This window comes from Paenibacillus lentimorbus NRRL B-30488, assembly GCF_000411595.1.
Classification (GTDB): Bacteria; Bacillota; Bacilli; order Bacillales; family Bacillaceae; genus Bacillus; species Bacillus velezensis.
This window is the reverse complement of the sequence record NZ_ANAT01000005.1, coordinates 192301-213664: the sequence shown is the minus strand read 5'-3', so window position 1 is coordinate 213664 and position 21364 is coordinate 192301. Positions and strand designations below refer to the sequence as shown.

Genomic DNA, 21364 nt, shown 5'->3' with positions numbered 1-21364 from the left:
AGAGGAGGTACAGAGATGAATATAATGGATTGGACGGAACAAGATGTGAAAGATACGCTGCCGAAACGGGAGGCAGACAGCCATAAAGGAACGTTCGGGACGGCGTTATTGCTGGCCGGGAGCGATGACATGCCGGGAGCCGCCCTTCTGGCCGGATTGGGCGCGATGAGAAGCGGTGTCGGCAAGCTCGTCATCGGTACATCGGCAGGCGTCATTCCGCTTATCGTCCCAGTGCTGCCGGAAGCGACGTACTGGCGGGACGGCTGGAAAAAAGCCGCGGCGGGCCAGCCCGGGGAAACCGTCCGGGCCGCTGCCATCGGGCCGGGCCTTCCCCAAACAGACGAAGTGCAGCAGGCGGCTGATCAGCTGCTTTCTGGCGATTATCCCGTCATACTGGATGCGGGCGCCATTACGAAAAGAACCTATCCGAAGAGGAAAGCTCCCGTGATCTTGACGCCTCATCCCGGCGAATTTTCCAGAATGACAGGCCTTCCGATTCAAGAGATTCAGCAGAACAGAGCGGAATATGCCGCGGAATGGGCGGAGCGGCTTCATGTCACGATTGTCCTGAAAGGAAACGAAACCATTATCGCTTTTCCCGACGGGGAATGCCGCAGGAATACAACCGGAAACGGCGCGCTTGCAAAAGGCGGAACCGGCGACACGCTGACGGGAATGATTCTCGGCATGCTGTGCTGTCATCAAGACCCGAAGCATGCCGTATTGAACGCCGTCCGCCTTCACGGCGAATGTGCGGAATTATGGACGAAAGAGCGCTCCGCCCATACCTTATTGGCGCACGAACTTTCTGAACTGCTGCCGCGTGTATGGAAGGAATATGAATAAAGAAAAGGCGTCTTCATAGGGAAGGCGCCTCTTTTTGTTTTACCCTTGATTTCATCAGGACATAATACAGCAGCGACGGAACGGCCAGGCCGATGACCCAGGCAATGTCGCCTCCGCCGAATATTTCAGCGAGCGGCCCGATGTAAAAGGATGTATTGATGAACGGGATTTCTAATATAATCGACAAAACGAAGGCGGCCGCTGTAATCCAATTGACCCTGCCGTATTGTCCGTTGACGTCAAACATCGATTTGACGTGGTATTTTCCGCGTCGGATAAAATAGTAATCCACGAGGTTGATCGCCGTCCATGGAATTAAGAAATAACTGATGAAAAAGATGAAATTTAAAAACAGTTCCATGAAATTGCTTTGGCCCAAGAGACTTAATACAGTACCCGCTGCCGTCACACAAAGGATCATTACCACTCTCGTTTTCGGCGTCACCTTCAGTTTTAAAAACGGCTCCAAGGTAGTCGTGGTTGACATAAAGGCTCCGTATAAATTAAAGACGTTGATCGCCATTTGCCCGAACAGGACGATGATCAGCATAATAAAGGAAAACGGACCGAACAATCGGACAATCTCATTTCCCGCATTAGCGGTAAATTCCGGGAGCGCCGTCGTCAAAATGGCGCCGAGAAGCATCATCCAGATGGAACTGACTGACGTACCTGCATAGCTGTACCAAAAAGTATGCGATGCCGGTGTTTTGACCGGCAGATAACGGGAATAATCTGCGACATATGGCGCGTATGCCAGCTGCCATGTGGCCACCGCGCTGACCGCCACTAGAAAAACAGGCAGATCTAATGAGCCGGGCACCCAGCTTCCTGAAGGAATCGGCAGTTGAAAAATAAGAATTGTTGCAGCAAAAAAACGGCAAAGGAGGTCCAAGAGAGGATTTTCTGCATTTTGTGAATCAGATCATGACCGTAGATCGTGAGTAAAAAACAGATGGCGCTTAAGCCGATAATACACCATGAAGCCGGAATCGGGACAAAGCTGCTCAGTGTACCGGCTGCGAGAATCGTACTGCTCGCAAAGAAGCCCAGGTAGATAAACATGACCAAAAAGAGGGGCAGAATCGCTCCGATCACGCCGAATTGCGCGCGGCTTTGAATCATTTGCGGAATTCCGAGCTGAGGTCCTTGTGCGGAATGAGACGCCATAAAGATTGCGCCGATAAAGGTTCCGATTATAATGGCGGCGATACTCCAAAAGAGATCGAGTCCCATTGTAACGGGCAGTGTGCCTGTGACTAACGTCGTAATATGCATATTAGCCCCGAACCAGACGGGGAATAAATCTTTAGCCTTTCCGTGTCTTTCGTCATGCGGAATATGTTCAATCGTTCGCCTTTCTACTTTCAATAGATAATCTCCTCCGTATGTTCTTCTTTAACATAAAGACATAGCTTAACAGATTGACCTGCCGTTTACAAATTCCAGCATGCAGGAAAAACATTGTAAAGCCTCGCTGACAGCCGTTCAAAGTTTTTTTGAAAAACGGAACAAACACTGCCGCCAAAACGATTTGCCAGGGGTTAAAAGGCATGGATATGCTTACGGACTAATATGTATGAAGGAGAAATGTGTCAATCTTTTGACGAATGGAGCCATTATTCGTTAAGCTGAAAGAATAGTTTACTTTGTGTAAATTTCATTAATGAAAAGGGGATTGATGATATGTGTACAAGTCTTACATTGAAAACGACAGACGGTAATCACCTATTGGCGCGAACGATGGATTTTGCATTTCAGCTCGGTACGGACGTCGTGCTTTACCCTCGTCAGTACAGCTGGAAAAGCGAAGCTGACGGCAGGATGCATAAGACGAAATACGCATTTATCGGCATGGGGAGAAATCTCGGCAATGTTCTGTTTGCCGACGGCGTAAATGAAAAAGGGCTGTCGTGTGCGACGCTGTATTTTCCGGGCTTTGCGGGATACGAGAAAGCGGAACGGGAGGGCACCTGTCACATTGCTCCTCATGAGTTTGTCACCTGGGCCTTATCAAACTGTGACTCTCTTGAAGACATAAAGGAAAAGCTCTCAATGCTGACGATTGTAGAGAAGAAGTTAATGTTATTGGATACGGTGCTGCCTCTTCATTGGATTTTATCAGACCGCACGGGCGGCTGCATTGTCATCGAGCCGACACCGGAGGGAATGAAAGTATATGACAACAAACCCGGAGTGATGACCAACAGTCCGGAATTTCCTTGGCATGTGACCAATCTGCGCCATTATATCGGAATCAGGCCGCAGCAGTCAGAAAGCAAAACATTGGGCGGAATGACATTAACCGCTTTCGGCCAAGGATCTGGAACGATCGGGCTTCCCGGTGATTACACGCCGCCATCCCGGTTCATCAGAGCCGCTTATCTGAAAGAGCATTTAGAGCCTTCCGCCCATGAAACGGATGGCGTTACGGCCGCTTTTCACGTGCTGTCCAATGTGAATATTCCAAAAGGCGCGGTGATCACAGAGGAGAATGAAATTGATTATACGCAGTATACGTCGGTCATGTGCTGTGACACCGGAAACTACTACTTTCATCTGTACGACAACCGGCAGATTCACAAAGTAAGTTTATTCCATGAAGATCTTGACCGTCCGGAGCCGAAAGTATTTGCGGCCGCGGCGGAGCAGAATATACAGGAGCTGAATTAGCTCAAAAAAAAACAGGACGCGATTGTCCTGTTTTTTTATTTAATACGGATCAGACGGATGGCTTTCCTGTTCAGCCTGTTTTGCGGCTTGGGCCGTATCTGTAGTGCCGATCGGCCCGCCGCTGCTGCTTTCGGAGGCTTTTTTCAGCCCTTCCGCAACACGTTTTCCGTAGTCCGGATCTGCTTTTGTGAAATTCTCAATCATTTGATCCTGAATGTCTTTCCGGCAGGAAGAAAGCGTATTGACCAGGTTTGTGATCAATTCGTTCCGTTCAAATTCCGAAAATCTGCGGTATGTTTCTCCGGCCTGGCCGAAGTTATTCGGCCGGTCGATCGCTTCCCGCTTCACATCGCCTTCGACATGAGGTGTATGGTCTTTCCCATCCTGCTTTGCTTCGGTGAGTCCTCCCATAATGGACGGCTCATAGTTGACGTGCGGGTTTTGTCCTTCTGCCCGATCGACACGATACTGCATTTGCCCGCCTTCCTGGTTGGTGGCGACATGCTTTTTCGGCGAGTTGATCGGAAGCTGCAGGTAATTTGCGCCGACGCGGTACCGCTGGGTATCTGAATAGGCGAATGTCCGCCCCTGAAGTAATTTGTCATCTGAAAAATCAAGGCCGTCCACAAGCACGCCCGTTCCGAATGATGCTTGTTCCACCTCGGCATGGTAGTTTTCCGGGTTTTTGTTCAGAACCAATTTACCGATCGGCTTCCAAGGGAAATCGTCTTTATACCACAGCTTGGTCGGATCAAGCGGATCAAAATCCAGCTCGGGGTGCTCGTCATCAGTCATGATTTGCGCATACACTTCCCATTCAGGATAATCGCCTTTTTCAATCGCTTCATACAAATCCTGTGTCGCATGGTTAAAGTTTTTCCCCTGAATCTCTTCCGCTTCCTTCTGTGTCAGGTTGCGGATGCCTTGTTTCGGTTCAAAGTGATATTTGACGAGCACGGCTTTTCCTTCTTCATTGACCCATTTGTAGGCATGGACGCCTGAGCCCTGCATCTGCCGGTAGTTGGCCGGGATGCCCCACGGCGAAAACAAGAAAGTGATCATATGAGTCGCTTCCGGTGATTGGGAAATGAAGTCGAAAATACGCTCGCCGTCCTGAATGTTCGTAACGGGATCAGGCTGAAATGCGTGCACAAGATCCGGGAACTTCAGCGGATCACGGATAAAAAAGATTTTCAGGTTGTTGCCGACCAGATCCCAGTTGCCGTCTTCGGTATAAAGCTTAACGGCAAAACCCCGGGGATCACGCAATGTTTCCGGGGAATGCTTCCCGTGGTTGACGGTAGAAAACCGCACAAACGCCGGAGTTTTCGTTCCTTTCTTTTGAAACACTTTCGCTCTTGTATATTTAGAAATCTCCTCGTCTCCAAAACTTCCGTACGCCTCAAAGTATCCGTGTGCGCCGGCGCCGCGCGCGTGAACGACGCGCTCGGGAATCCGTTCGCGGTCAAAGTGGCTGATTTTCTCCAAAAAATCATAATTCTCCAATGTCGTCGGTCCTCTATTGCCGACTGTCCTGACATTCTGGTTGTCAGTGACCGGATGGCCCTGCCGGTTTGTCAGCGTGTCTTCTGACTCGCCTTTACCGGTCGTCTTACTGGAAAGCGTTTCTTTGCTGTTTTTGTTATTTTCCATTGTTGAACCCTCCTTTTTGAACGGTAACAATATGCCCAGCAGAGCCGTTTTTTAAAACCGATTTTCAAAAGAAGCGGTTATTCCGCGATCGGCGTCAAGGACCCGCCGTTCCATATTTCGCCCTTGTTCAGCGTCCAGCTGTTTTGATAAAGGCTTTGCGCGCCTTGATTGGCCGCCGGACTTAATTGTTCATCCCATGTCAAAAAGTACGCGGTCTGAGGGTATTTTTGCCTGATCGCATTAATAAAAGCAGCATAATCAAAGCTTCCGATATTGCCGGACGGACCGGTTTCGGCAAAGGCAAACGGTTTTTTCAGAGACAGCATTTCATCATAGCCTGATATCGCATACGGATCAGTGAAGTAAGCGTCCAGACCGGTAATATCCACATAAGATGAGCCTGGGTAGAAGTCTGTTTTAAAGTCTCTGTTGGCATCCGGCGAATACACCCACAAAAGGTTATCCAATCCTCTTGTCTCTGTCATATAGCGGTATATCTTCTTGTAAAGCTCTTTGTACAGCGAGATTCTCTCATTGTCTTTTTGGTTGTAGCCTGTCAGCCCCCACCAGAACCACTCGCCGTTCATTTCATGCAGCGGTCTGAACAGAACGGTGACGCCTTGATTTTTCAGCTGAGTAAGGCCGTCGGCGATTTTGCTGAGCAGCGCCTCAAGCCGTTTTCCTTCCACAGTTGAAGGGTCAAGGATGTTTTTGTACTGGCTGTTTGAGATGGCCGTTTTATAGTTTCCGGATGGAAAGGCCGGATTTGCGAGATGCAGGCTGACCTGAGGGAGGCCGCCGCTTTTCCAGTATGAGATTAAGCTGCTGTTGCAGCTGTAATCGATAGTATCGGTGATATCCGCTGTTTCCAGCCACCCTCTCCCATAGTCACAGCCGTAGATGGCGGGAGACTGTCCCGTCGCGTTTTTCAAGCGGTTTTCCTCTGTCATTGAAAAAGTGACATCGCTGTAGCCGCCGAACGCTCCGGACATGACCCTGTTTTCTGAACGGTTGGGCAGGTGCGCCAGCCAGTTCATGATATCTTTTGTCGTCTGCTGGGCATTTGGGTTGACGGGATAAACGGTGTGAGCCGATATCGGACTGGCGGCTCCTAAGAGTAATAAAACGATAGACAGGCAGACTGCTAACTTTTTAAGCATATAAAAGACCTCCTGATTTTTAAGATGATGAAGGATGTGAAACGATAACCTCACAATCTCCTTCTATAACAAAATCTCCGGAATCCGCCGGCATGATAAAGTGATCGCCTTTGTGAACGGGGCATCCATCCAGTTCTCCGCGTCCTTTAATGACGCTTGCGAGTAAATACCGGCCGGGTGCGGGGAATGATGCTTTCCCGCTCACATCCCATTGATAAACTGAAAAGAAAGGTGTTTCGGCGAGTATCGTAATAAGAGCATCTCCGATCCGATGCTTTGTGCTTTTTACATTTTCATCGGTATGGGGAATGTCTGTTACGTCAATTGCTTTCTCAAGATGAAGCTCGCGTTTATTCCCGTTCCCATCCGTCCGGTCATAGTCGTAAAGCCGGTAGGTGGCATCAGAGCTTTGCTGGATTTCAAGAACGAGCGTACCTTCACATAAAGCGTGCAGTGTGCCGCTCGGGACATAGAAAAAGTCGCCGGGCTTAATGGGGATGCGGCGGAGCAGGTGATCCCACTCGTTTCGTTCAATGAGCCGAACGAAATCTTCTCTCGTTTGGGCGCGGTGCCCTAAAATGAGCTCCGCGTCTTTTTTGCAGTCCAACACGTACCAGCATTCCGTTTTTCCGAGTTCTCCATTTTCATGCCGATGTGCATATGCGTCATCCGGATGAACCTGCACGGATAAGTCCATATTTGCGTCAAGAATTTTTGTGAGCAGGGGAAAAGCGTCTTCTTTCGGATGTCCGAACAGGTCAGGGTGTTCATTCCAGAGACGGTGTAATGATGTTCCGGAAAAAGGCCCGTTCCGCACGATGGATGTACCGTGCGGATGAGCTGAAATCGCCCAGCACTCTCCCGTCCGCTCAGAAGGAATTTCATACCCGAATGTATCGCGCAGCTTCGTCCCGCCCCATAATCTTTCTTTAAAAACCGGTTCCAAAAATAAGAGTTTCGTCATTTTCCCGCCTCCCGGTTTGCCGTCTCTAATGCGCGCTCCGCCAATACGAGCGAACCGGCCGCGCCGGAGTGAATCCCTAATTGAGGGGGAACGATGAAGTGTTCAATGTCGGGCAGGTCAATATATTGATTCAGCCGCTTTTTCACGTGCTGACGGATATAAGAGAACAGCTGATGCTGCTTCATGACGCCCCCGCCGAGAATGATCTTTTCCGGCGAAAGTATGAGAATATACTGCACAAGCGCTTCGGCAATATAATAGCCCTCAAGCTCCCACACTTCCTGCTGATCCGCCAGCAGATATGCTTTTTTCCCCCAGCGTTTCTCAATGGCGGGACCTGCCGCGAGGCCTTCCAGGCAATCTGTATGGTAAGGGCAATTGCCTTTGTAGCCGTCGTCAGGGTGTCTTCTGACATAAATGTGGCCCATTTCAGGATGAGACAGCCCTTGAACAAATCTGCCGTTCATGATGGCGCCCGCTCCGATGCCAGTGCCGACCGTCAAATAGAGGCAGCTGTCCGCGTTTTTGGCCGCGCCGAAAGAAGCTTCTCCGAGCGCCGCCGCATTAACGTCGGTGGTGAAGCCTGCGGGAATATCCAGAGCGCTTTTGATCGTTTGAAGAATAGGGCAGTTCCGCCAGGCTGTCTTCGGCGTCGCGGTGATGCACCCGTATGTTTGACTGTCGGGGCGGATGTCAATCGGTCCGAACGACCCGATGCCGATGGCTTCTATCGGGAAATCTGTAAAGTAACGGATGACCTGTCTGAGTGTGTCATCCGGTTCTCCCGTCGGAAACTCCGCTCTGTCCAGAATGGTGCCGTCTTTTTGTCCGGCGGCACAGACAAATTTCGTGCCGCCGGCTTCAATACCTCCAAGCATGGCCGTACCTCCTCATCTGTTAAAATCCGTTTTGATCGGAAACGGCTTTGAACCAGCGGCCGCTTTTTTTGACGGTCCGTTCGCCCCCGTTTTCCAGATTGACAGATACAAAGCCATAGCGGTTTTTATAAGCATTTGTCCAAGACCAGTTGTCCATGAAAGTCCAAAGATGATAGCCTTTAACATTTGAACCTTCTCCGATGGCCCGATGCACCCATTTGAGATGTTCCTGGATAAATTCAATCCTGTAATCATCCTGAATGATGCCGTTTTCATCGCGGAAGCGTTCCTCGCCTTCAACTCCCATGCCGTTCTCGGAAATAAAACATTCGATATTTCCGTAATGTTCTCTGAGATTGGTGAGAATGTCATAGATTCCTTTTTCGTAAATTTCCCACCCGCGGTGAGGGTTCATTTTCCGTCCGGGCATGACGTACGGATCGAAGAAACGCTCAGGCAGGAAAGGGGCGTGCGGATTCGGAACATGTTCTTTTGCCTTGACGCGTCTCGGCTGGTAGTAGTTCACGCCTAACAGGTCAACCGTATGCTCCTGAATGAGGCGGAGATCTTCTTTCTCGTAACGCGGCAGAAAGCCTTCTGCCTTGAGAATCTCGACAAGCTCCTCAGGAAATTCGCCCTTTACGGCGGGATCTAAAAATGAGCGGTTGAAAAAGGCGTCGGCAATCCGGGATGCTTTCAGATCTTCAGGGTGTGAGCTTCTCGGATAAGAAGGCGTCAGATTCAGAATGATTCCGATTTGTCCGTCCTGTTTCAATTCTCTGTAGGCTTTGACAGCCCTTGCATTCGACAGCAGGGTATGGAAGCCGGCCTGCACCGCTTCTTGAAAATTAACGTGATTCGGATAGTGAAAGTCGTATAAGTAGCCGCCTTCAATCGGCACAATCGGCTCGTTGTGAGTGAACCATTTTTTCACTTTGTCACCGAATAGCGAAAAGCAGGTTTTGGCGTAATGTTCAAACGCGTCAACGGTGTCCCGGCTGACCCAGCCCCCCTTACGCTGAAGGGCAAGCGGCATGTCAAAGTGAAACAAATTGACAAACGGCTCAATGCGATGGGCAAGCATTTCATCGATGACGTCCTGATAAAACGCGACCGCTTTCTGATTGACCTCGCCAGTTCCGTCCGGAATCAATCTTGACCAGGAAATAGACAGCCGGAAGGAGTTGTGGCCGATTTCTTTCATCAGCCGGATATCCTCCTTGTATTGATCATAAAAACGTGACGTGTCGCCGGGGCCGACGCCGTTAAAAAAACGGCTCGGCTCTTTTTCATACCAGTAATCCCATATGTTTTGGCTTTTTCCGTCTCTGTCGGCGGCGCCTTCTGTTTGGGTGGCGGAGGCGGAAGACCCCCACCAGAATCCTTCCGGAAAACGATATTGAATATTTGATTCAGTCAATTGATTTCTCTCCCTTACTGCGATTTTGATTACATACTCATGCTGTCATCCCGGGCATGCTGCTCGGTCTCTGCTTCTTTTTCCTTTGCCATATTTAATTTGTCCAGCGCTTTAAGAAACGGGAACCAGATGACAAACACAATACAGAGGTTGACCAGCTGCATAATGCCGCCCATGACGGAATTGGTCGCCATAATCCCGTTAATGAAAAGGGGGACGGTCCAGGGCACGGTCACGCCGGTAGGAGGGGGCACGATCCCCGCCGACATGGCCAGGTAGGTGACGAGCGTGACAACCATCGGCGCGATCACCCACGGAATGATAATGATCGGGTTCATCACGATCGGCAAACCGAAAATAACCGGCTCATTGACGTTGAAAATGCCCGGCGCGAGACCGAGTTTGGATATCTGTTTCATCTGTTTGCTTTTCATAAAAAGCAAGATGGTGATCACTATGGCCAATGTCATTCCGGTTCCGCCCATTCCGACGGTGTAAATCTCCATAAACGGCTTAGAAATAATATGGGGAATCTCTTTTCCCGCTGTATACGCAGCCAAATTTTCGACCTGTAATGTATTCCAGATCGGGTCCATCACGGAATTAATAATGATTTGTCCGTGAAGTCCGAAAAACCATAAAATCTGAATAAAGAAAACAGCGATTAATGTAGGAATGATGCCGCTTCCAAGTCCGACAAGCGGGGCTTGAACCGTATGATAAATGACATCATGCAGATTGGTGTGAAAGATCTGGGTGACAGCCGCGTTGATCAAGAGGAAGACAGTAAGCGTGATAAAAGCCGGAATCAATGCGGCGAACGATTTAGCAACAGCCGGAGGAACACCGGCAGGCATCTTAATCGTTAAGTTTCTCTGAACGATTCTTCTGTAGATTTCACCTGACAAAAACGCGGTCATCATGCCGAGAAACATTCCTTTTGCTCCAAGCCGGTCAACCGGAATGACGCCTGCGACCGCTTTGCCCGTTTCCGGCTCTAAGACGAAAGGGGTGAGCAGCAGAAAAGAAACCAATGCGATCGCTCCGCCGAATACGGCCTCCACTTCGTAGCTTTTGGAAAGGTAATAGCCGATCCCGAAGACGACAAAAATGGACATAATCCCCATCGTCGCCGTCGAAGCGCCGCCAAATCTGGATTGAAAGACAGACAGGGCGGAGCTGCTCATGATTTTGTTTAAAAACGGCAGGTTCGTCAGCACGACGAACACCGAACCGAAAATGGTCAGCGGAAACGCCAGCATAAAAGCATCCCGTAAGACTTGCAGGTAGCGGTTATTGTTTAATTTGCCCGCGATCGGAACAAGGAATTGGCTGATTTTCTCAAACACGTCTTCACCCCCGGCTTTTTATAAATTCTTTGATTGAAATAAGTCGAGCATTTCTTTGACGATCTCTTTCATTGAAAGCGCTGACATTAAGTGATATTCAGCATGCATAAAAAGCAGAGAGACATCCGTTTTGGCGCCGCCGGCTTCTTTTTGAATCATCTGAAAATGGATGTCGTGCGCTTTCCCCAGTTCATCTTCAGCCTTTGTCAGAAAGGTGTCTGACTCATCTGGCCGGCCGTCTTTATAAGCGCGTATCGATTGAATAATACAGCTGCGGGCATTGCCGCTGTGAAGAATCAGCTGAAAACTGATCTGTTCATCCGTGTACGTTTCCATGCTTATCGCCTCCTTTATTTGTTCTCTATCAAGGCAACGGCCTGTTCGTATGCTTTTTTGCCGTCTCCCATGCCGTATGCCATCATATCAATCACATCAACGGTGATGTGAAGCGGGTCCGCCTCTTTTTGAAGCTCGCCTTTTAAAAAACTCATCTGCGGGCCGATCAGTACGACGTCTGCGTCTTTCATCGCTTCTTTTGCTTTATCCTGTCCGACTGCCCAAATCTCGGCCTCCTCACCGATGGAGCTGGCGTAATTCTGCATTTTCGTGACAAGAAGGCTGGTGGACATGCCTGAGCTGCAGGCTAATAAAATTCTTTTCATGAGGAATCCCTTCTTTCATAAAGTTAAAACGTTTTCATGAATATTATAATCTTTTGAAATTAAATGTCTATACTTTTAAAATATAAAAGTTTAACTTTTCGGATTTTGACACAAAAAAACCTTTTAAGATTCAACTAAAAGGTTTTTTTCTCAAGCGAGCCATAACAGCCATATATAAAGTCCGATCAGGGTGATGAATAACGTCGGAATGGTTAATATCAGACCTGTTTTGAAATACATTCCCCAGGAAATTTTCACGTTTTTCCGGCTCAGCACGTGGAGCCATAACAATGTCGCCAGCGACCCGATCGGCGTGATTTTCGGCCCGAGGTCAGAACCGATAACATTCGCGTAAATCAATGCTTCTCTCAGCAGCCCGTGAGTGTCCGTTCCGCTGATGGCTATGGCGTCAATCATCACCGTCGGCAGGTTATTCATAACGGAGGAGAGGATCGCAGCGATAAAACCCATTCCGAGTGTGCCCGCAAACAATCCGTGATCCGCCGCTTTCTGAATAAGCTGAGAAAGAAGATCCGTCAGTCCGGCATTCCGCAAGCCGTACACGACAACATACATGCCGACAGAAAAAAACACGATGGCCCACGGGGCGTCCTTGATGACTTGTTTCGCAGGGACGGCGGGGCTTCGCTGCGCCAGAATGAGAAAAATGACCGCGATGGAGCCGGCAACGAAGGAAACGGGTATCGACAGCAGCGCGCTGACGAAATACCCGATCAATAAAACGGCCAGGACAGCCCATGATAACCGGAAAAGGCGCTCATCCTTAATGGCGGATGCAGGATGTTTCACAAGGCTGGTGTCAAACCGTTTCGGAATGTTTTTTCTGAAATAGAGATACAGCACCAAAATGCTTGCCGCCAAAGAAAAGAGGTTGGGCACCAGCATGCGTGATGCATATTCAATGTACCCGATATGAAAGTAATCGGCGGATACGATATTGACCAAATTGCTTACAACGAGCGGCAGCGAGGTGGTGTCGGCGATGAATCCTCCGGCGATAATAAACGGTAAAACCAGCTTTTCAGGTAAATTCAAAGCCCGCACCATCGCCAGTACGATCGGCGTCAAAATGAGCGCCGCTCCGTCATTGGCAAAAAGGGCGGAGACCACAGCCCCTAAGACCGACACATAGAGAAACATCCGCAGCCCGCTGCCTTTGGCCGCCATGGCCATATGCAGCGCGGCCCACTCAAAAAAACCGATACTGTCAAGAATTAATGAAATGATAATAATGGCGATAAAGGCGAGTGTCGCATTCCAGACGATCCCCGTCACTTCCGCGATATCGTGCAGGCTGACTGCTCCGGCGATCAAAGCGAGGACCGCTCCGCCGCAGGCAGACCAGCCGATTGATATATGTTTCGGCTGCCATATGACAAACACAAGTGTCAGCACAAAAATCAGCGCTGATAAAACCGCAACTCCCAAGAATATATCCCCCTTACCGGCATGTAACAGTGACTTCTATTTGCCGCAATGTCTGTAAAACTTCGTCCTTTTCATCTATCTGCTGCAGAATCGAGCAAACCAGCGCGTATTCCGGTCCGGACGGATGAATGGCATAGTACCGCCACTGGCCCTCGCGTCTTTCCCGCACAAGGCCGGCGTTCTTTAATTTCCGCAAGTGCTGGCTGATGCCGGGCTGACTTATATGAAAAATAGCCGTCAGCTCGCAGACACAATATTCCTTATCCTCCAGAAGCTTCAGCATCAAAAGCCTCGTCGGGTCGCTTAGAAGTTTGAGGCACTGGCTGATCCCTTCGGAACTTAAAGCATTATGCCGCCGTTCCATGCGCTCACTCCTTTTTTACACTATTATATAAGCAGATATTTATATAAGTAAATGGTAATATAAAAAAGCCGGTCTTGCACTTTTCGCAAAACCGGCTCATGTTTATTTTTGGAACAGTTTTTTCGCTTCATCTATTGCTAATTTATTTCCCAGTGCCGAATAATCAAGCCAAGGCTGATCGGCAATTTTATAGACATGGTTTGCTTTCACGGCCTTAAGCCCTTTCCAGACAGCGCTTTTTTGCAATTCTTTATAAGCTTGCTGTGACTTGTCGTCTCTGTTAACGACCACGAAAATCGCATCTGCGTTGTAATCAGGCAGCACTTCTTGAGAAATGACTTCATAAGGGCGGGAGGTGTTCATTTCTTTAATGCCGTCAGCCGGTTTCAGCTTCAGATCGTCAAACAGAATCGGTCCCATCGGGCGGCGTGTGCTGAAGACGCGAAGCTCTTTTGCGTTCACGCGGATCGCCATGACTTTGGCGTTTTTCCCTAATTCCTTATTCATCATGGATCTGACTTGTTTTGTTTCATCTTCGTAATCTTGAATAAATGTTTTAGCTTCTTTTTCACGGTTGACGATTTTTCCGATGTCTTTTAAATGATCGCGCCATGTGCCTTTATCAAGGTCGAAAACGTGTGTGTTTCCGATTTTCTTGTATTTTGACACATCTTTTCCCGAAAATTCTTTATCAAGATAAATGTTGTCTGGATTCAGCTCAAGTAAAGCTTCCATATCCGGGTCTGATGCAGGTCCGAGTTTTTTCGTGTCTTTCAGCTGATTTTTCACATGAGGGAGAAAATCTTTTAATTCTCCGCCCACGACGGAACCGGCAGGTGTAACGCCGAGAGCCAGCAGATCATTTGTCAGGTGAATGGACATCGAAGCGATTTTATGATCGCCGGATTTCTTTTTTGACTCCGGCTGTGATGAATCGGATTGGCAGGCAGCCAGTAAGAAAATACACATGAAACTGATGAGCGCTATTGTTTTTTCATGGGAATACTCCTTGTTTTATGATTTGATTTTCATGACGAGATAGAGAAAATACGGCGCGCCGATGGCTGCCGCAACCACGCCGGCCGGAATGGCGTTCGGCTGAAACAAAGACCGGCCGATGGTGTCTGCCGCGACAAGAATGACAAGGCCGATTAATCCCGCAATCGGAATAATATGCTGATGCATGGTGCCGACGAGCCGTCTTGCCAAGTGAGGGGCGGCAAAGCCGATAAAGCCGATTCCGCCGGCCATCGCGACGCTCGCGCAGGACAAGCCGACCGCTATGGCGATCAGCATGATCCTTTTTCTCTGCACGTGTGCGCCGAGCCCCGCGGCTGCCTGGTCACCGAGCATTAAAATATTCAAAGAACGGGCGTTAAGCCATGCAAGCGGTGCGAGAATGCCGATCCAGGGCAATAGCGACCACACGTGAATCCAATCTCTGCCCCAGACGTTTCCCACCAGCCAGCGGGAAGCGAATGTATAAGTTTCTTCATTCAGGCGCAGCGACATAAACAATGTAACGGCGCTGAAGCCCGCGGAAACGGCGATCCCGACCAACAGCATGCGGATCGTTAAAAAACCGTTCAGCCTGTCGTACGTAAGCACTACGATCAGCAGGGCGGCGAGTGTTCCGCCCGCAAACGTAAACAGCGGGATGAACATCGACGCCTGCGCCTCCAGGGAATGAAAGAATGTGATATACATCATCAAACCGAAGGAAGCGCCGGCATGCAGTCCGAGAATGCCCGGATCGGCAAGCGGATTTCGGGATACACCCTGCAAAATAGCGCCCGACACGCCTAAGCCGATACCGGCCAGCATCGTCACCAGCATCCGGGGGAGCCGGTAATCGAATAAAACGGTTGTGCTTTGAAACGTGCCGTAACCGAACAGCGTTTTTCCCACGGTGAGGGGAGAAAGCCGGAATGAGCCCGTATGCAGCCCGATCAGAATAATGCAAACGGCGATGACCAGCAGAACGAGACCTGCCGCCGCCGCTTTTTTTGTTTCTTTCTGCACTTTCATTTATAAGTCTCTCCCTTCCTTGCGGGCAATATAAAGAAAGAAAGGGACACCGACAAGTGCGACCATGATGCCTATCGCCAATTCTCTCGGGGGACTGAACGTGCGTGAGGCCAAGTCGGCCAAAATCAAAAGAATCGCGCCGAGCAACGCGGACATCGGAATAATCAGCCTGTACGTAACGCCGACGATCTTGCGGGCGATATGGGGGATGACCAGCCCGACAAAGCCGATCGCGCCGGCAGCGGAAACAGACACACCGGCAAGAACGACGGCGATCATTAATCCGGCGGCACGCGTGAGAGCCGTGTTCACCCCTAAATTCGCCGCCACGTCATTTCCCATTGAGAGAAGGGTGACGGACCGGCCCATGAATGTCGCGAGAATGATGAAGACCGCAATCACGGGAACAAGGACTTGTAAATGAGCCCACTTGATCCCCGACACCCCGCCGGCGTACCAGAAGGCCAAATCCTGGCTTAAATCGTAATAAATCGCCACACCGGTACTGAGTGAGTGTAAGAGCGCGGCCACGACCGCCCCGGCAAGCGTCACCTTTAAAGGTGACATGCTGCCTTTTCCCGCCGCACTGATAAAGAAAATCAAGCCGGTGCTTGCCAGTGCTCCCAAAAATGACATCACCATCAGCAGGGCATATGACAAATGAGGGAAAAAAGCAAAGCTGAGCGCAACAACAAACATGGCGCCCGCATTTACGCCTAAGACACCCGAATCGGCAAGCGGGTTTCTCGTGACACCCTGCATGAGGGCGCCGGCTGCGGCAAAAGCGGCTCCTGTAACGGCCGCCCCGAGCACCCTCGGAAGACGCAATTCATGAATGATCTGCTGGCCCGTCATGTTCGGATTGTAATCAGTAACAGCCGACCAAACCGTATGTAAAGTAATGTCTTTCGCGCCGAATGAGACGGCGAAAAAAATAGAAACAAGCAGCCCGATCACCGCGATCAGGAAGAAAACCCCGTTTTTTAAGATGCTGATCAGACGGCTTGCGGACGTGACAGAATCGCTCAAAAATCAATTCACCTACTTTTATGATCATTGTCCGGTATTTATTGAATATGAGAATCATTTTCATTTGAACCATCATATTATACCGGGCCGATTTTTAAAACGCAATAGAGTGTTCAACAATGATGCCCTTTTTCTTTCATGTTTATATTGTAAAAAAGAAGTGAAAAACGTGAAAGAGGAAATCGCTATATTCAGAAAGGAGGGAGGCAAATGGCGGGAGAAGGAAAGCCTTTGCCGATTGAATTTTACCAGAGACCGTCAGTGGAGCTTGCCCCTTTATTGCTCGGCTGTCTCCTGGTGAAGGAGACGGATGAGGGAACGGCTTCAGGTTTTATCGTGGAAACGGAAGCTTATATGGGAGCGGATGACCGGGCGGCGCACAGCTTCGGCAACCGGCGCACGAAACGGACGGAAATTATGTTCCATGAGGCGGGCCGCATTTATACATACGTCATGCACACTCATACATTAATGAACGTCGTCGCCGCGGACATCGGCATTCCGCAGGCCGTGTTAATCAGGGCGGCGGAGCCTCATGAAGGACAGTTCCTGATGGAGAGCAGGAGACCGGGCAGACCCCCCGAGAGAGTGGACAAACGGCCCGGGAAAACTGACGAAGGCGATGGGCATTTCAATGAACGACTACGGCGGCATGATCACGGAACCGCCGCTGTATATTACGGAGGGCTTTACGCCTGAACATATATCAACAGGCCCGAGAATCGGGATTGACAACAGCGGAGAAGCCCGGGATTATCCGTGGCGCTATTGGGTGACGGGGAACCGGTATGTCTCACGCTGACCATGTTTATAAACGCTGATAACAGGGGAAAGACAAGGTAAAAGAAAGGGGATTCAGACATTGAAAAAATTTTTCAAAACGATTATCAAATGGGCGCCCGTCATCTATCCGATCATCAGAAAAATCATAAAAGAACGGAAGGCATCTAAGCGGAACCGCATGTCCGCATCCCGAACAGCCGGCTGATCCGGCTGTTTTTTTACGGGCTTGGCATCGGATTGCCGCATTGACTTGAAATCCTTCCCATTATAGAATTTACATACATTTACCCCTTCCTCATTCTTTTTGCCCATTTTTCACGTCTGCATCTGATCTGATAGGAGGTTTTTCTCATGCTTCATGGGCGGCTTCGTGAACTTCTGCGCTTGCTTTTAGCTGCTGAAACACCGGTTACAAGCTCAGTCATCGCTGCAAATGTAAAGGTAACGACGCGGACGGTCCGCAATGACATAAAGGAACTGCAAACCATTGTAGAAAAACACGGCGCATCCATTCAATCTGTCAGAGGGAGCGGCTATAAGCTGCTGATCCGGAATGAGCAGCCGTTTAAAAACTGGCTTCAGGACAATTTCCAGCAGAACAGCACCGTGCCGATTTTTCCCGATGAACGGATAGATTACCTGATGAAAAGAATGCTTCTGACCGACGGCTACCTCAAGCTGGATGACTTGGCGGAAGAACTGTTCATCAGTAAATCCACACTTCAATCTGATTTAAAAGAAGTCAAAAAACGGCTCCGCCCCTATGACATCATTTTGGAAACAAGGCCGAACTACGGCTTTAAGCTGCGCGGCGAAGAGCTCCGTCTCCGTTATTGTATGGCGGAATACTTAGTGGACGACCGCGAGCCCGAGCCTGATCTCCTGAGTGAAAAGGCCGGTATTCTGCCGAAAGACGACATTCATGTGATCCGCACAGCCATTATGAAGCAGGTTCGAAACCATAAGATCCCGCTTTCTTTCTTCGGCCTGAACAATCTCATCATCCATATCGCCATTGCCTGCAAACGAATCCGGACAGAAAACTATGTATCTCTCATTCCGGAAGATCTTCATGATATTAAGCTCGAAACAGAATATCAGTCAGCGGAAGCCATCGTAAAAGAGCTTGAATCGGCGCTTTCGGTCACCTTTCCCGAACAGGAAACCGCCTATATCGCCATTCACCTGCTCGGGACAAAGCGCATGACCCAGTCACAAATGGAAGGAAAAGAGCTTACAAGGCTGATAGACGGGGAAACCAGCCGTTTGACGGAGGCCATGATTGAAGCCATTGAGCGGGAGCTGAAGCTCGGAATCACGGACGACAATGAGCTGAAAGCGGGTCTTGCGCTCCATATCAAGCCGGCGATTAACCGAAACCGGTACGGAATGAACCTGAGAAACCCGATGCTCTCCGCCATAAAGGAGAATTATCCGCTCGCATTTGAAGCGGGAGTGATTGCGGGAATCGTAATCAAGGAGCAAACCGGCATTGATATTCATGAAAATGAGATCGGATATTTGGCGCTTCATTTCGGAGCCGCCATTGAAAGGAGAAAGACGGAACGGCCGCCTAAACGCTGTCTGATTGTCTGTGCGTCCGGCGCCGGCAGCGCGCAGCTTTTAAGAGAAAAGCTCCGATCCCGGTTCGCAAAGCGTCTTGAAATCGTCGGAACGGCTGATTACTGCAGCCTTGACCAGCTTTCCTTTGAGTCGATTGATTTTGTGGTCAGCACGGTGCCGATCAAAAAAGACCTGCCCGTTCCCGTATTGAAGGTTCATACGCTGTTGGGCGGCGGGGATTTTACAAAAATCGACGCCATGCTGGAAGAAAACCGGGAACAATTGAACTTTCTGAAACCGGAGCTGGTATTTTTGCAGCAGGATCTGGAGACGAAGGAGGACGTCATCCGTTTTCTCGGACAGCAGGTTGCAGAAGCCGGCCTCGCTTCTGATTCTCTGACAGATTCTATTTTTGAAAGGGAAGCGATTTCTCCTACGAGTTTCGGCAATCTTACGGCGATTCCGCACCCGCTCGTTCCGCAGACGGACACGACGTTTTGGGCGGTATGCACGCTGAAGAAGCCGATTGACTGGGCGGATAAGCGTGTCCAATTTGTCTGCCTGCTCTGCGTCGAGAAAGAAAGCAAAGCCGACCTCCAGCATATGTACAAATGGCTCGGCGGGATGTTGGATGATCCGGCCGCGGTAAGCCGTCTCTTAAAATGCACAACCTATCAGGAGGTTTTACGAGTATTCAGAGACAAACGATCAGAGAAAGACCGGGATACACCTTTTTTCCGTTAGCAGCGGAAAAAGCCTGAGTAGTTATGAAAGCGATTTCATAATATGATGGTACTAACATCGAGACATACAAAATATCAAACTTTCAGGAGGTCTTTTACATGAATATATTACTCGTTTGTGCAGCAGGGATGTCAACAAGCTTACTCGTCACCAAGATGGAAAAAAGCGCGCAGGAACAAGGAAAAGAATATAAAATCTGGGCGGTGTCAGGCGATTCAGTCAACCAGCATATTGATAAAGCGGACGTATTGCTGCTTGGGCCTCAAGTCCGTTATTTGCTTCCGCAGCTGAAAAAATTGGGTGAATCAAAAGGAGTGCCGGTTGAAGTCATCAATACCGTCCATTACGGCACTTGCAATGGAGCGGAGGTTCTGAAATCAGCGGAACAGCTCGGAAACGCATCGTAGAAAGGGGCGGGCCGTGTGAATAAGGTGAACCAGTTTTTAGAAGAAAAAGTCATGCCCATTGCCGGAAAAATTGCCTCCCAGCGGCATCTGCAAGCATTGCGTGACGGAATCATCCTCACTATGCCGCTTATCATCATCGGTTCGTTTTTTCTGATCATCGGCAACCTGCCGATTCCGGGATATGCGGATTTCATGGCAAAGACGTTCGGAAGCGCCTGGTCTCAAAAACTGCAATATCCGGTTGATGCGACCTTTGAAATCATGGGCCTTGTCGCCGCTTTCGGAATCGCCTACCGCCTGGCCGAAAAATACGGGGTGGACGCATTATCGGCCGGTGCGATATCGTTGGCAGCGTTTCTCTTGGCAACGCCGTACAAAGTTCCGTTTCTGCCTTCCGGCGCCAAAGAGGAAATCATGGTGGGCGGCGGCATCCCGCTGTCTCTCATGGGAAGCAAAGGGCTGTTTGTCGCGATGATCATCGCCATGCTGTCGACGGAAATTTACCGCCTGATCATCCAGCGGAATTTCGTCTTCAAAATGCCGGACGGCGTGCCTCCGGCGGTCAGCAAATCATTTGTCGCTTTAATTCCCGGCTTTGCCGTCATCTTTCTGATCTGGGGTGCGCGTTTAATTGTCGAAGCGACGCCGTTTGAAAGCCTTCATAACATTGTAAGCGTTGTACTGGGGACGCCGCTCTCGATTCTTGGGGGAAGTCTCGGCGGAAGCCTGGTAGCCGAAGCGGTTCAAATGCTCTTGTGGGCGTGCGGATTACATGGGGCGAACATTGTCGGCGGCGTCATGGCGCCGATCTGGTTCGGAGCGATGGATGCCAACCGGATTGCGTTTCAGGCGGGCGATGCGCTGCCGAATATTTTCACCCAGCAGTTCTTTGAAATCTGGATCAACATCGGCGGAAGCGGCGCGACACTGGCGCTCGTGGTCACCATGTTTCTCCGTTCGCGAAGCAAGCAGATGAAGCAGCTTGGGAAACTCGCCATCGGGCCGGCTGTCTTTAATATTAATGAGCCGATTATTTTCGGAATGCCGATCGTCATGAACCCGATGCTTCTCATTCCGTTCATTATCACACCGCTTGTCACACTGGTCTTTACCTATATCGGAATGAGCACAGGCCTCGTCGCCAAACCTGCCGGCATTGCCGTCCCATGGACGATGCCGCCGATTTTCTCCGGCTATCTTGCCACGGGCGGAAAAATATCAGGGGCTGTCATGCAGGCGATTAATATCACCACAGCCTTTATCGTGTACTATCCGTTCTTCAGAATGTGGGATTCGCAAAAGCTGAAAGAAGAAAACGAACTTGAACAATCGCAGGCGCCAGCCGTACAGGGAGACGAAAAAGCCGTGCTGTAGAGAAAGGGAGTGAAACAC

19 protein-coding genes and 2 pseudogenes are annotated in these 21364 nt (G+C 49.8%); 7 read left to right on the top strand and 14 right to left on the bottom strand.

From position 1 onward, the window contains the following. Window positions 1-15 precede the first annotated feature (15 nt). On the top strand, window positions 16-846 hold the full coding sequence (locus tag D368_RS01950) for an NAD(P)H-hydrate dehydratase (protein WP_039253329.1): 831 nt from the start codon (window positions 16-18) through the stop codon (window positions 844-846). Window positions 847-859: 13 nt separating this feature from the next. Here D368_RS01950 and D368_RS01945 read toward each other — a convergent pair. Continuing rightward, window positions 860-2217: pseudogene (locus D368_RS01945) on the bottom strand (purine-cytosine permease family protein). 315 nt (window positions 2218-2532) lie between these two features. Between D368_RS01945 and D368_RS01940 the strand changes: the two are divergent. Next, on the top strand, window positions 2533-3519 hold the full coding sequence (locus D368_RS01940; protein WP_039253331.1) for a choloylglycine hydrolase family protein: 987 nt from the start codon (window positions 2533-2535) through the stop codon (window positions 3517-3519). 39 nt (window positions 3520-3558) lie between these two features. Here D368_RS01940 and katX read toward each other — a convergent pair whose 3' ends face one another. The 13 genes from katX to D368_RS01875 all read right to left on the bottom strand — a co-directional run bounded on the left by katX (window position 3559) and on the right by D368_RS01875 (window position 16445). Beyond that, window positions 3559-5172 carry a catalase KatX gene (katX, locus tag D368_RS01935; protein WP_039253332.1) on the bottom strand — a complete coding sequence of 538 codons (1614 nt, stop codon included), beginning with the start codon at window positions 5170-5172 and terminating at the stop codon, window positions 3559-3561. A 77-nt stretch (window positions 5173-5249) separates the two neighbouring features. Next, on the bottom strand, window positions 5250-6332 hold the full coding sequence (locus D368_RS01930) for a glycosyl hydrolase (protein WP_014306088.1): 1083 nt from the start codon (window positions 6330-6332) through the stop codon (window positions 5250-5252). 19 nt (window positions 6333-6351) lie between these two features. Further along, window positions 6352-7296, bottom strand: coding sequence for a mannose-6-phosphate isomerase, class I (gene manA / locus D368_RS01925; protein WP_029972943.1), 945 nt, complete (start codon window positions 7294-7296; stop codon window positions 6352-6354). Continuing rightward, window positions 7293-8174 carry an ROK family protein gene (locus tag D368_RS01920; protein WP_029972942.1) on the bottom strand — a complete coding sequence of 294 codons (882 nt, stop codon included), beginning with the start codon at window positions 8172-8174 and terminating at the stop codon, window positions 7293-7295. The genes manA and D368_RS01920 overlap by 4 nt, the downstream gene beginning before the upstream one ends. Window positions 8175-8193: 19 nt before the next feature. Beyond that, window positions 8194-9594 (bottom strand): glycoside hydrolase family 1 protein, encoded by a 1401-nt coding sequence (locus tag D368_RS01915; protein ID WP_031379226.1) that lies wholly within the window; start codon window positions 9592-9594, stop codon window positions 8194-8196. 29 nt (window positions 9595-9623) lie between these two features. Next, window positions 9624-10943: a PTS cellobiose transporter subunit IIC gene (celB, locus tag D368_RS01910; protein WP_071392457.1), complete on the bottom strand. Its 1320-nt coding sequence runs from the start codon at window positions 10941-10943 to the stop codon at window positions 9624-9626. An 18-nt stretch (window positions 10944-10961) separates the two neighbouring features. Next, window positions 10962-11279 carry a PTS sugar transporter subunit IIA gene (locus D368_RS01905; RefSeq protein WP_128574497.1) on the bottom strand — a complete coding sequence of 106 codons (318 nt, stop codon included), beginning with the start codon at window positions 11277-11279 and terminating at the stop codon, window positions 10962-10964. Between the two features lie 14 nt (window positions 11280-11293). After that, entirely contained in the window at window positions 11294-11605 is a 312-nt protein-coding gene (locus D368_RS01900) for a PTS sugar transporter subunit IIB (protein ID WP_003150851.1), read from the bottom strand. Between the two features lie 150 nt (window positions 11606-11755). Next, window positions 11756-13054 (bottom strand): arsenical efflux pump membrane protein ArsB, encoded by a 1299-nt coding sequence (locus D368_RS01895; protein WP_029972938.1) that lies wholly within the window; start codon window positions 13052-13054, stop codon window positions 11756-11758. A gap of 13 nt (window positions 13055-13067) precedes the next feature. Next, window positions 13068-13418 carry an ArsR/SmtB family transcription factor gene (locus D368_RS01890; RefSeq protein WP_029972936.1) on the bottom strand — a complete coding sequence of 117 codons (351 nt, stop codon included), beginning with the start codon at window positions 13416-13418 and terminating at the stop codon, window positions 13068-13070. Window positions 13419-13520: 102 nt separating this feature from the next. Continuing rightward, window positions 13521-14387: an ABC transporter substrate-binding protein gene (locus D368_RS01885; protein WP_128574496.1), complete on the bottom strand. Its 867-nt coding sequence runs from the start codon at window positions 14385-14387 to the stop codon at window positions 13521-13523. Window positions 14388-14432: 45 nt separating this feature from the next. Then, window positions 14433-15446 (bottom strand): FecCD family ABC transporter permease, encoded by a 1014-nt coding sequence (locus D368_RS01880; RefSeq protein ID WP_029972934.1) that lies wholly within the window; start codon window positions 15444-15446, stop codon window positions 14433-14435. Then, entirely contained in the window at window positions 15447-16445 is a 999-nt protein-coding gene (locus tag D368_RS01875; protein ID WP_050569564.1) for a FecCD family ABC transporter permease, read from the bottom strand. 240 nt (window positions 16446-16685) lie between these two features. Between D368_RS01875 and D368_RS01865 the strand changes: the two are divergent. From D368_RS01865 to celB (D368_RS01850), 5 genes and pseudogenes are all read left to right on the top strand, one after another. Beyond that, window positions 16686-17277, top strand: a pseudogene (locus D368_RS01865) (DNA-3-methyladenine glycosylase). A 51-nt stretch (window positions 17278-17328) separates the two neighbouring features. After that, complete coding sequence (locus D368_RS19795; RefSeq protein ID WP_369719122.1) at window positions 17329-17463, top strand: hypothetical protein; 135 nt, start codon at window positions 17329-17331, stop codon at window positions 17461-17463. A gap of 146 nt (window positions 17464-17609) precedes the next feature. After that, a complete protein-coding gene (licR, locus tag D368_RS01860; protein WP_063174452.1) occupies window positions 17610-19565 on the top strand; it encodes a transcriptional regulator LicR in 1956 nt (651 codons plus the stop codon). A gap of 98 nt (window positions 19566-19663) precedes the next feature. After that, window positions 19664-19972 carry a PTS lichenan transporter subunit IIB gene (gene licB / locus D368_RS01855; RefSeq protein ID WP_003150863.1) on the top strand — a complete coding sequence of 103 codons (309 nt, stop codon included), beginning with the start codon at window positions 19664-19666 and terminating at the stop codon, window positions 19970-19972. 15 nt (window positions 19973-19987) lie between these two features. Further along, window positions 19988-21346 (top strand): PTS cellobiose transporter subunit IIC, encoded by a 1359-nt coding sequence (celB, locus tag D368_RS01850; RefSeq protein ID WP_101562549.1) that lies wholly within the window; start codon window positions 19988-19990, stop codon window positions 21344-21346. Window positions 21347-21364 lie beyond the last annotated feature (18 nt).

Bases quoted from the DNA above. Each gene is read 5' to 3' on its own strand.
- D368_RS01950 (WP_039253329.1), top strand. From the start codon at position 16: ATGAATATAATGGATTGGACGGAACAAGATGTGAAAGATACGCTGCCG.
- D368_RS01940 (WP_039253331.1), top strand. From the start codon at position 2,533: ATGTGTACAAGTCTTACATTGAAAACGACAGACGGTAATCACCTATTG.
- katX (WP_039253332.1), bottom strand. From the start codon at position 5,172: ATGGAAAATAACAAAAACAGCAAAGAAACGCTTTCCAGTAAGACGACC.
- D368_RS01930 (WP_014306088.1), bottom strand. From the start codon at position 6,332: ATGCTTAAAAAGTTAGCAGTCTGCCTGTCTATCGTTTTATTACTCTTA.
- manA (WP_029972943.1), bottom strand. From the start codon at position 7,296: ATGACGAAACTCTTATTTTTGGAACCGGTTTTTAAAGAAAGATTATGG.
- D368_RS01920 (WP_029972942.1), bottom strand. From the start codon at position 8,174: ATGCTTGGAGGTATTGAAGCCGGCGGCACGAAATTTGTCTGTGCCGCC.
- D368_RS01905 (WP_128574497.1), bottom strand. From the start codon at position 11,279: ATGGAAACGTACACGGATGAACAGATCAGTTTTCAGCTGATTCTTCAC.
- D368_RS01900 (WP_003150851.1), bottom strand. From the start codon at position 11,605: ATGAAAAGAATTTTATTAGCCTGCAGCTCAGGCATGTCCACCAGCCTT.
- D368_RS01890 (WP_029972936.1), bottom strand. From the start codon at position 13,418: ATGGAACGGCGGCATAATGCTTTAAGTTCCGAAGGGATCAGCCAGTGC.
- D368_RS01885 (WP_128574496.1), bottom strand. From the start codon at position 14,387: ATGTGTATTTTCTTACTGGCTGCCTGCCAATCCGATTCATCACAGCCG.
- D368_RS01880 (WP_029972934.1), bottom strand. From the start codon at position 15,446: ATGAAAGTGCAGAAAGAAACAAAAAAAGCGGCGGCGGCAGGTCTCGTT.
- licR (WP_063174452.1), top strand. From the start codon at position 17,610: ATGCTTCATGGGCGGCTTCGTGAACTTCTGCGCTTGCTTTTAGCTGCT.
- licB (WP_003150863.1), top strand. From the start codon at position 19,664: ATGAATATATTACTCGTTTGTGCAGCAGGGATGTCAACAAGCTTACTC.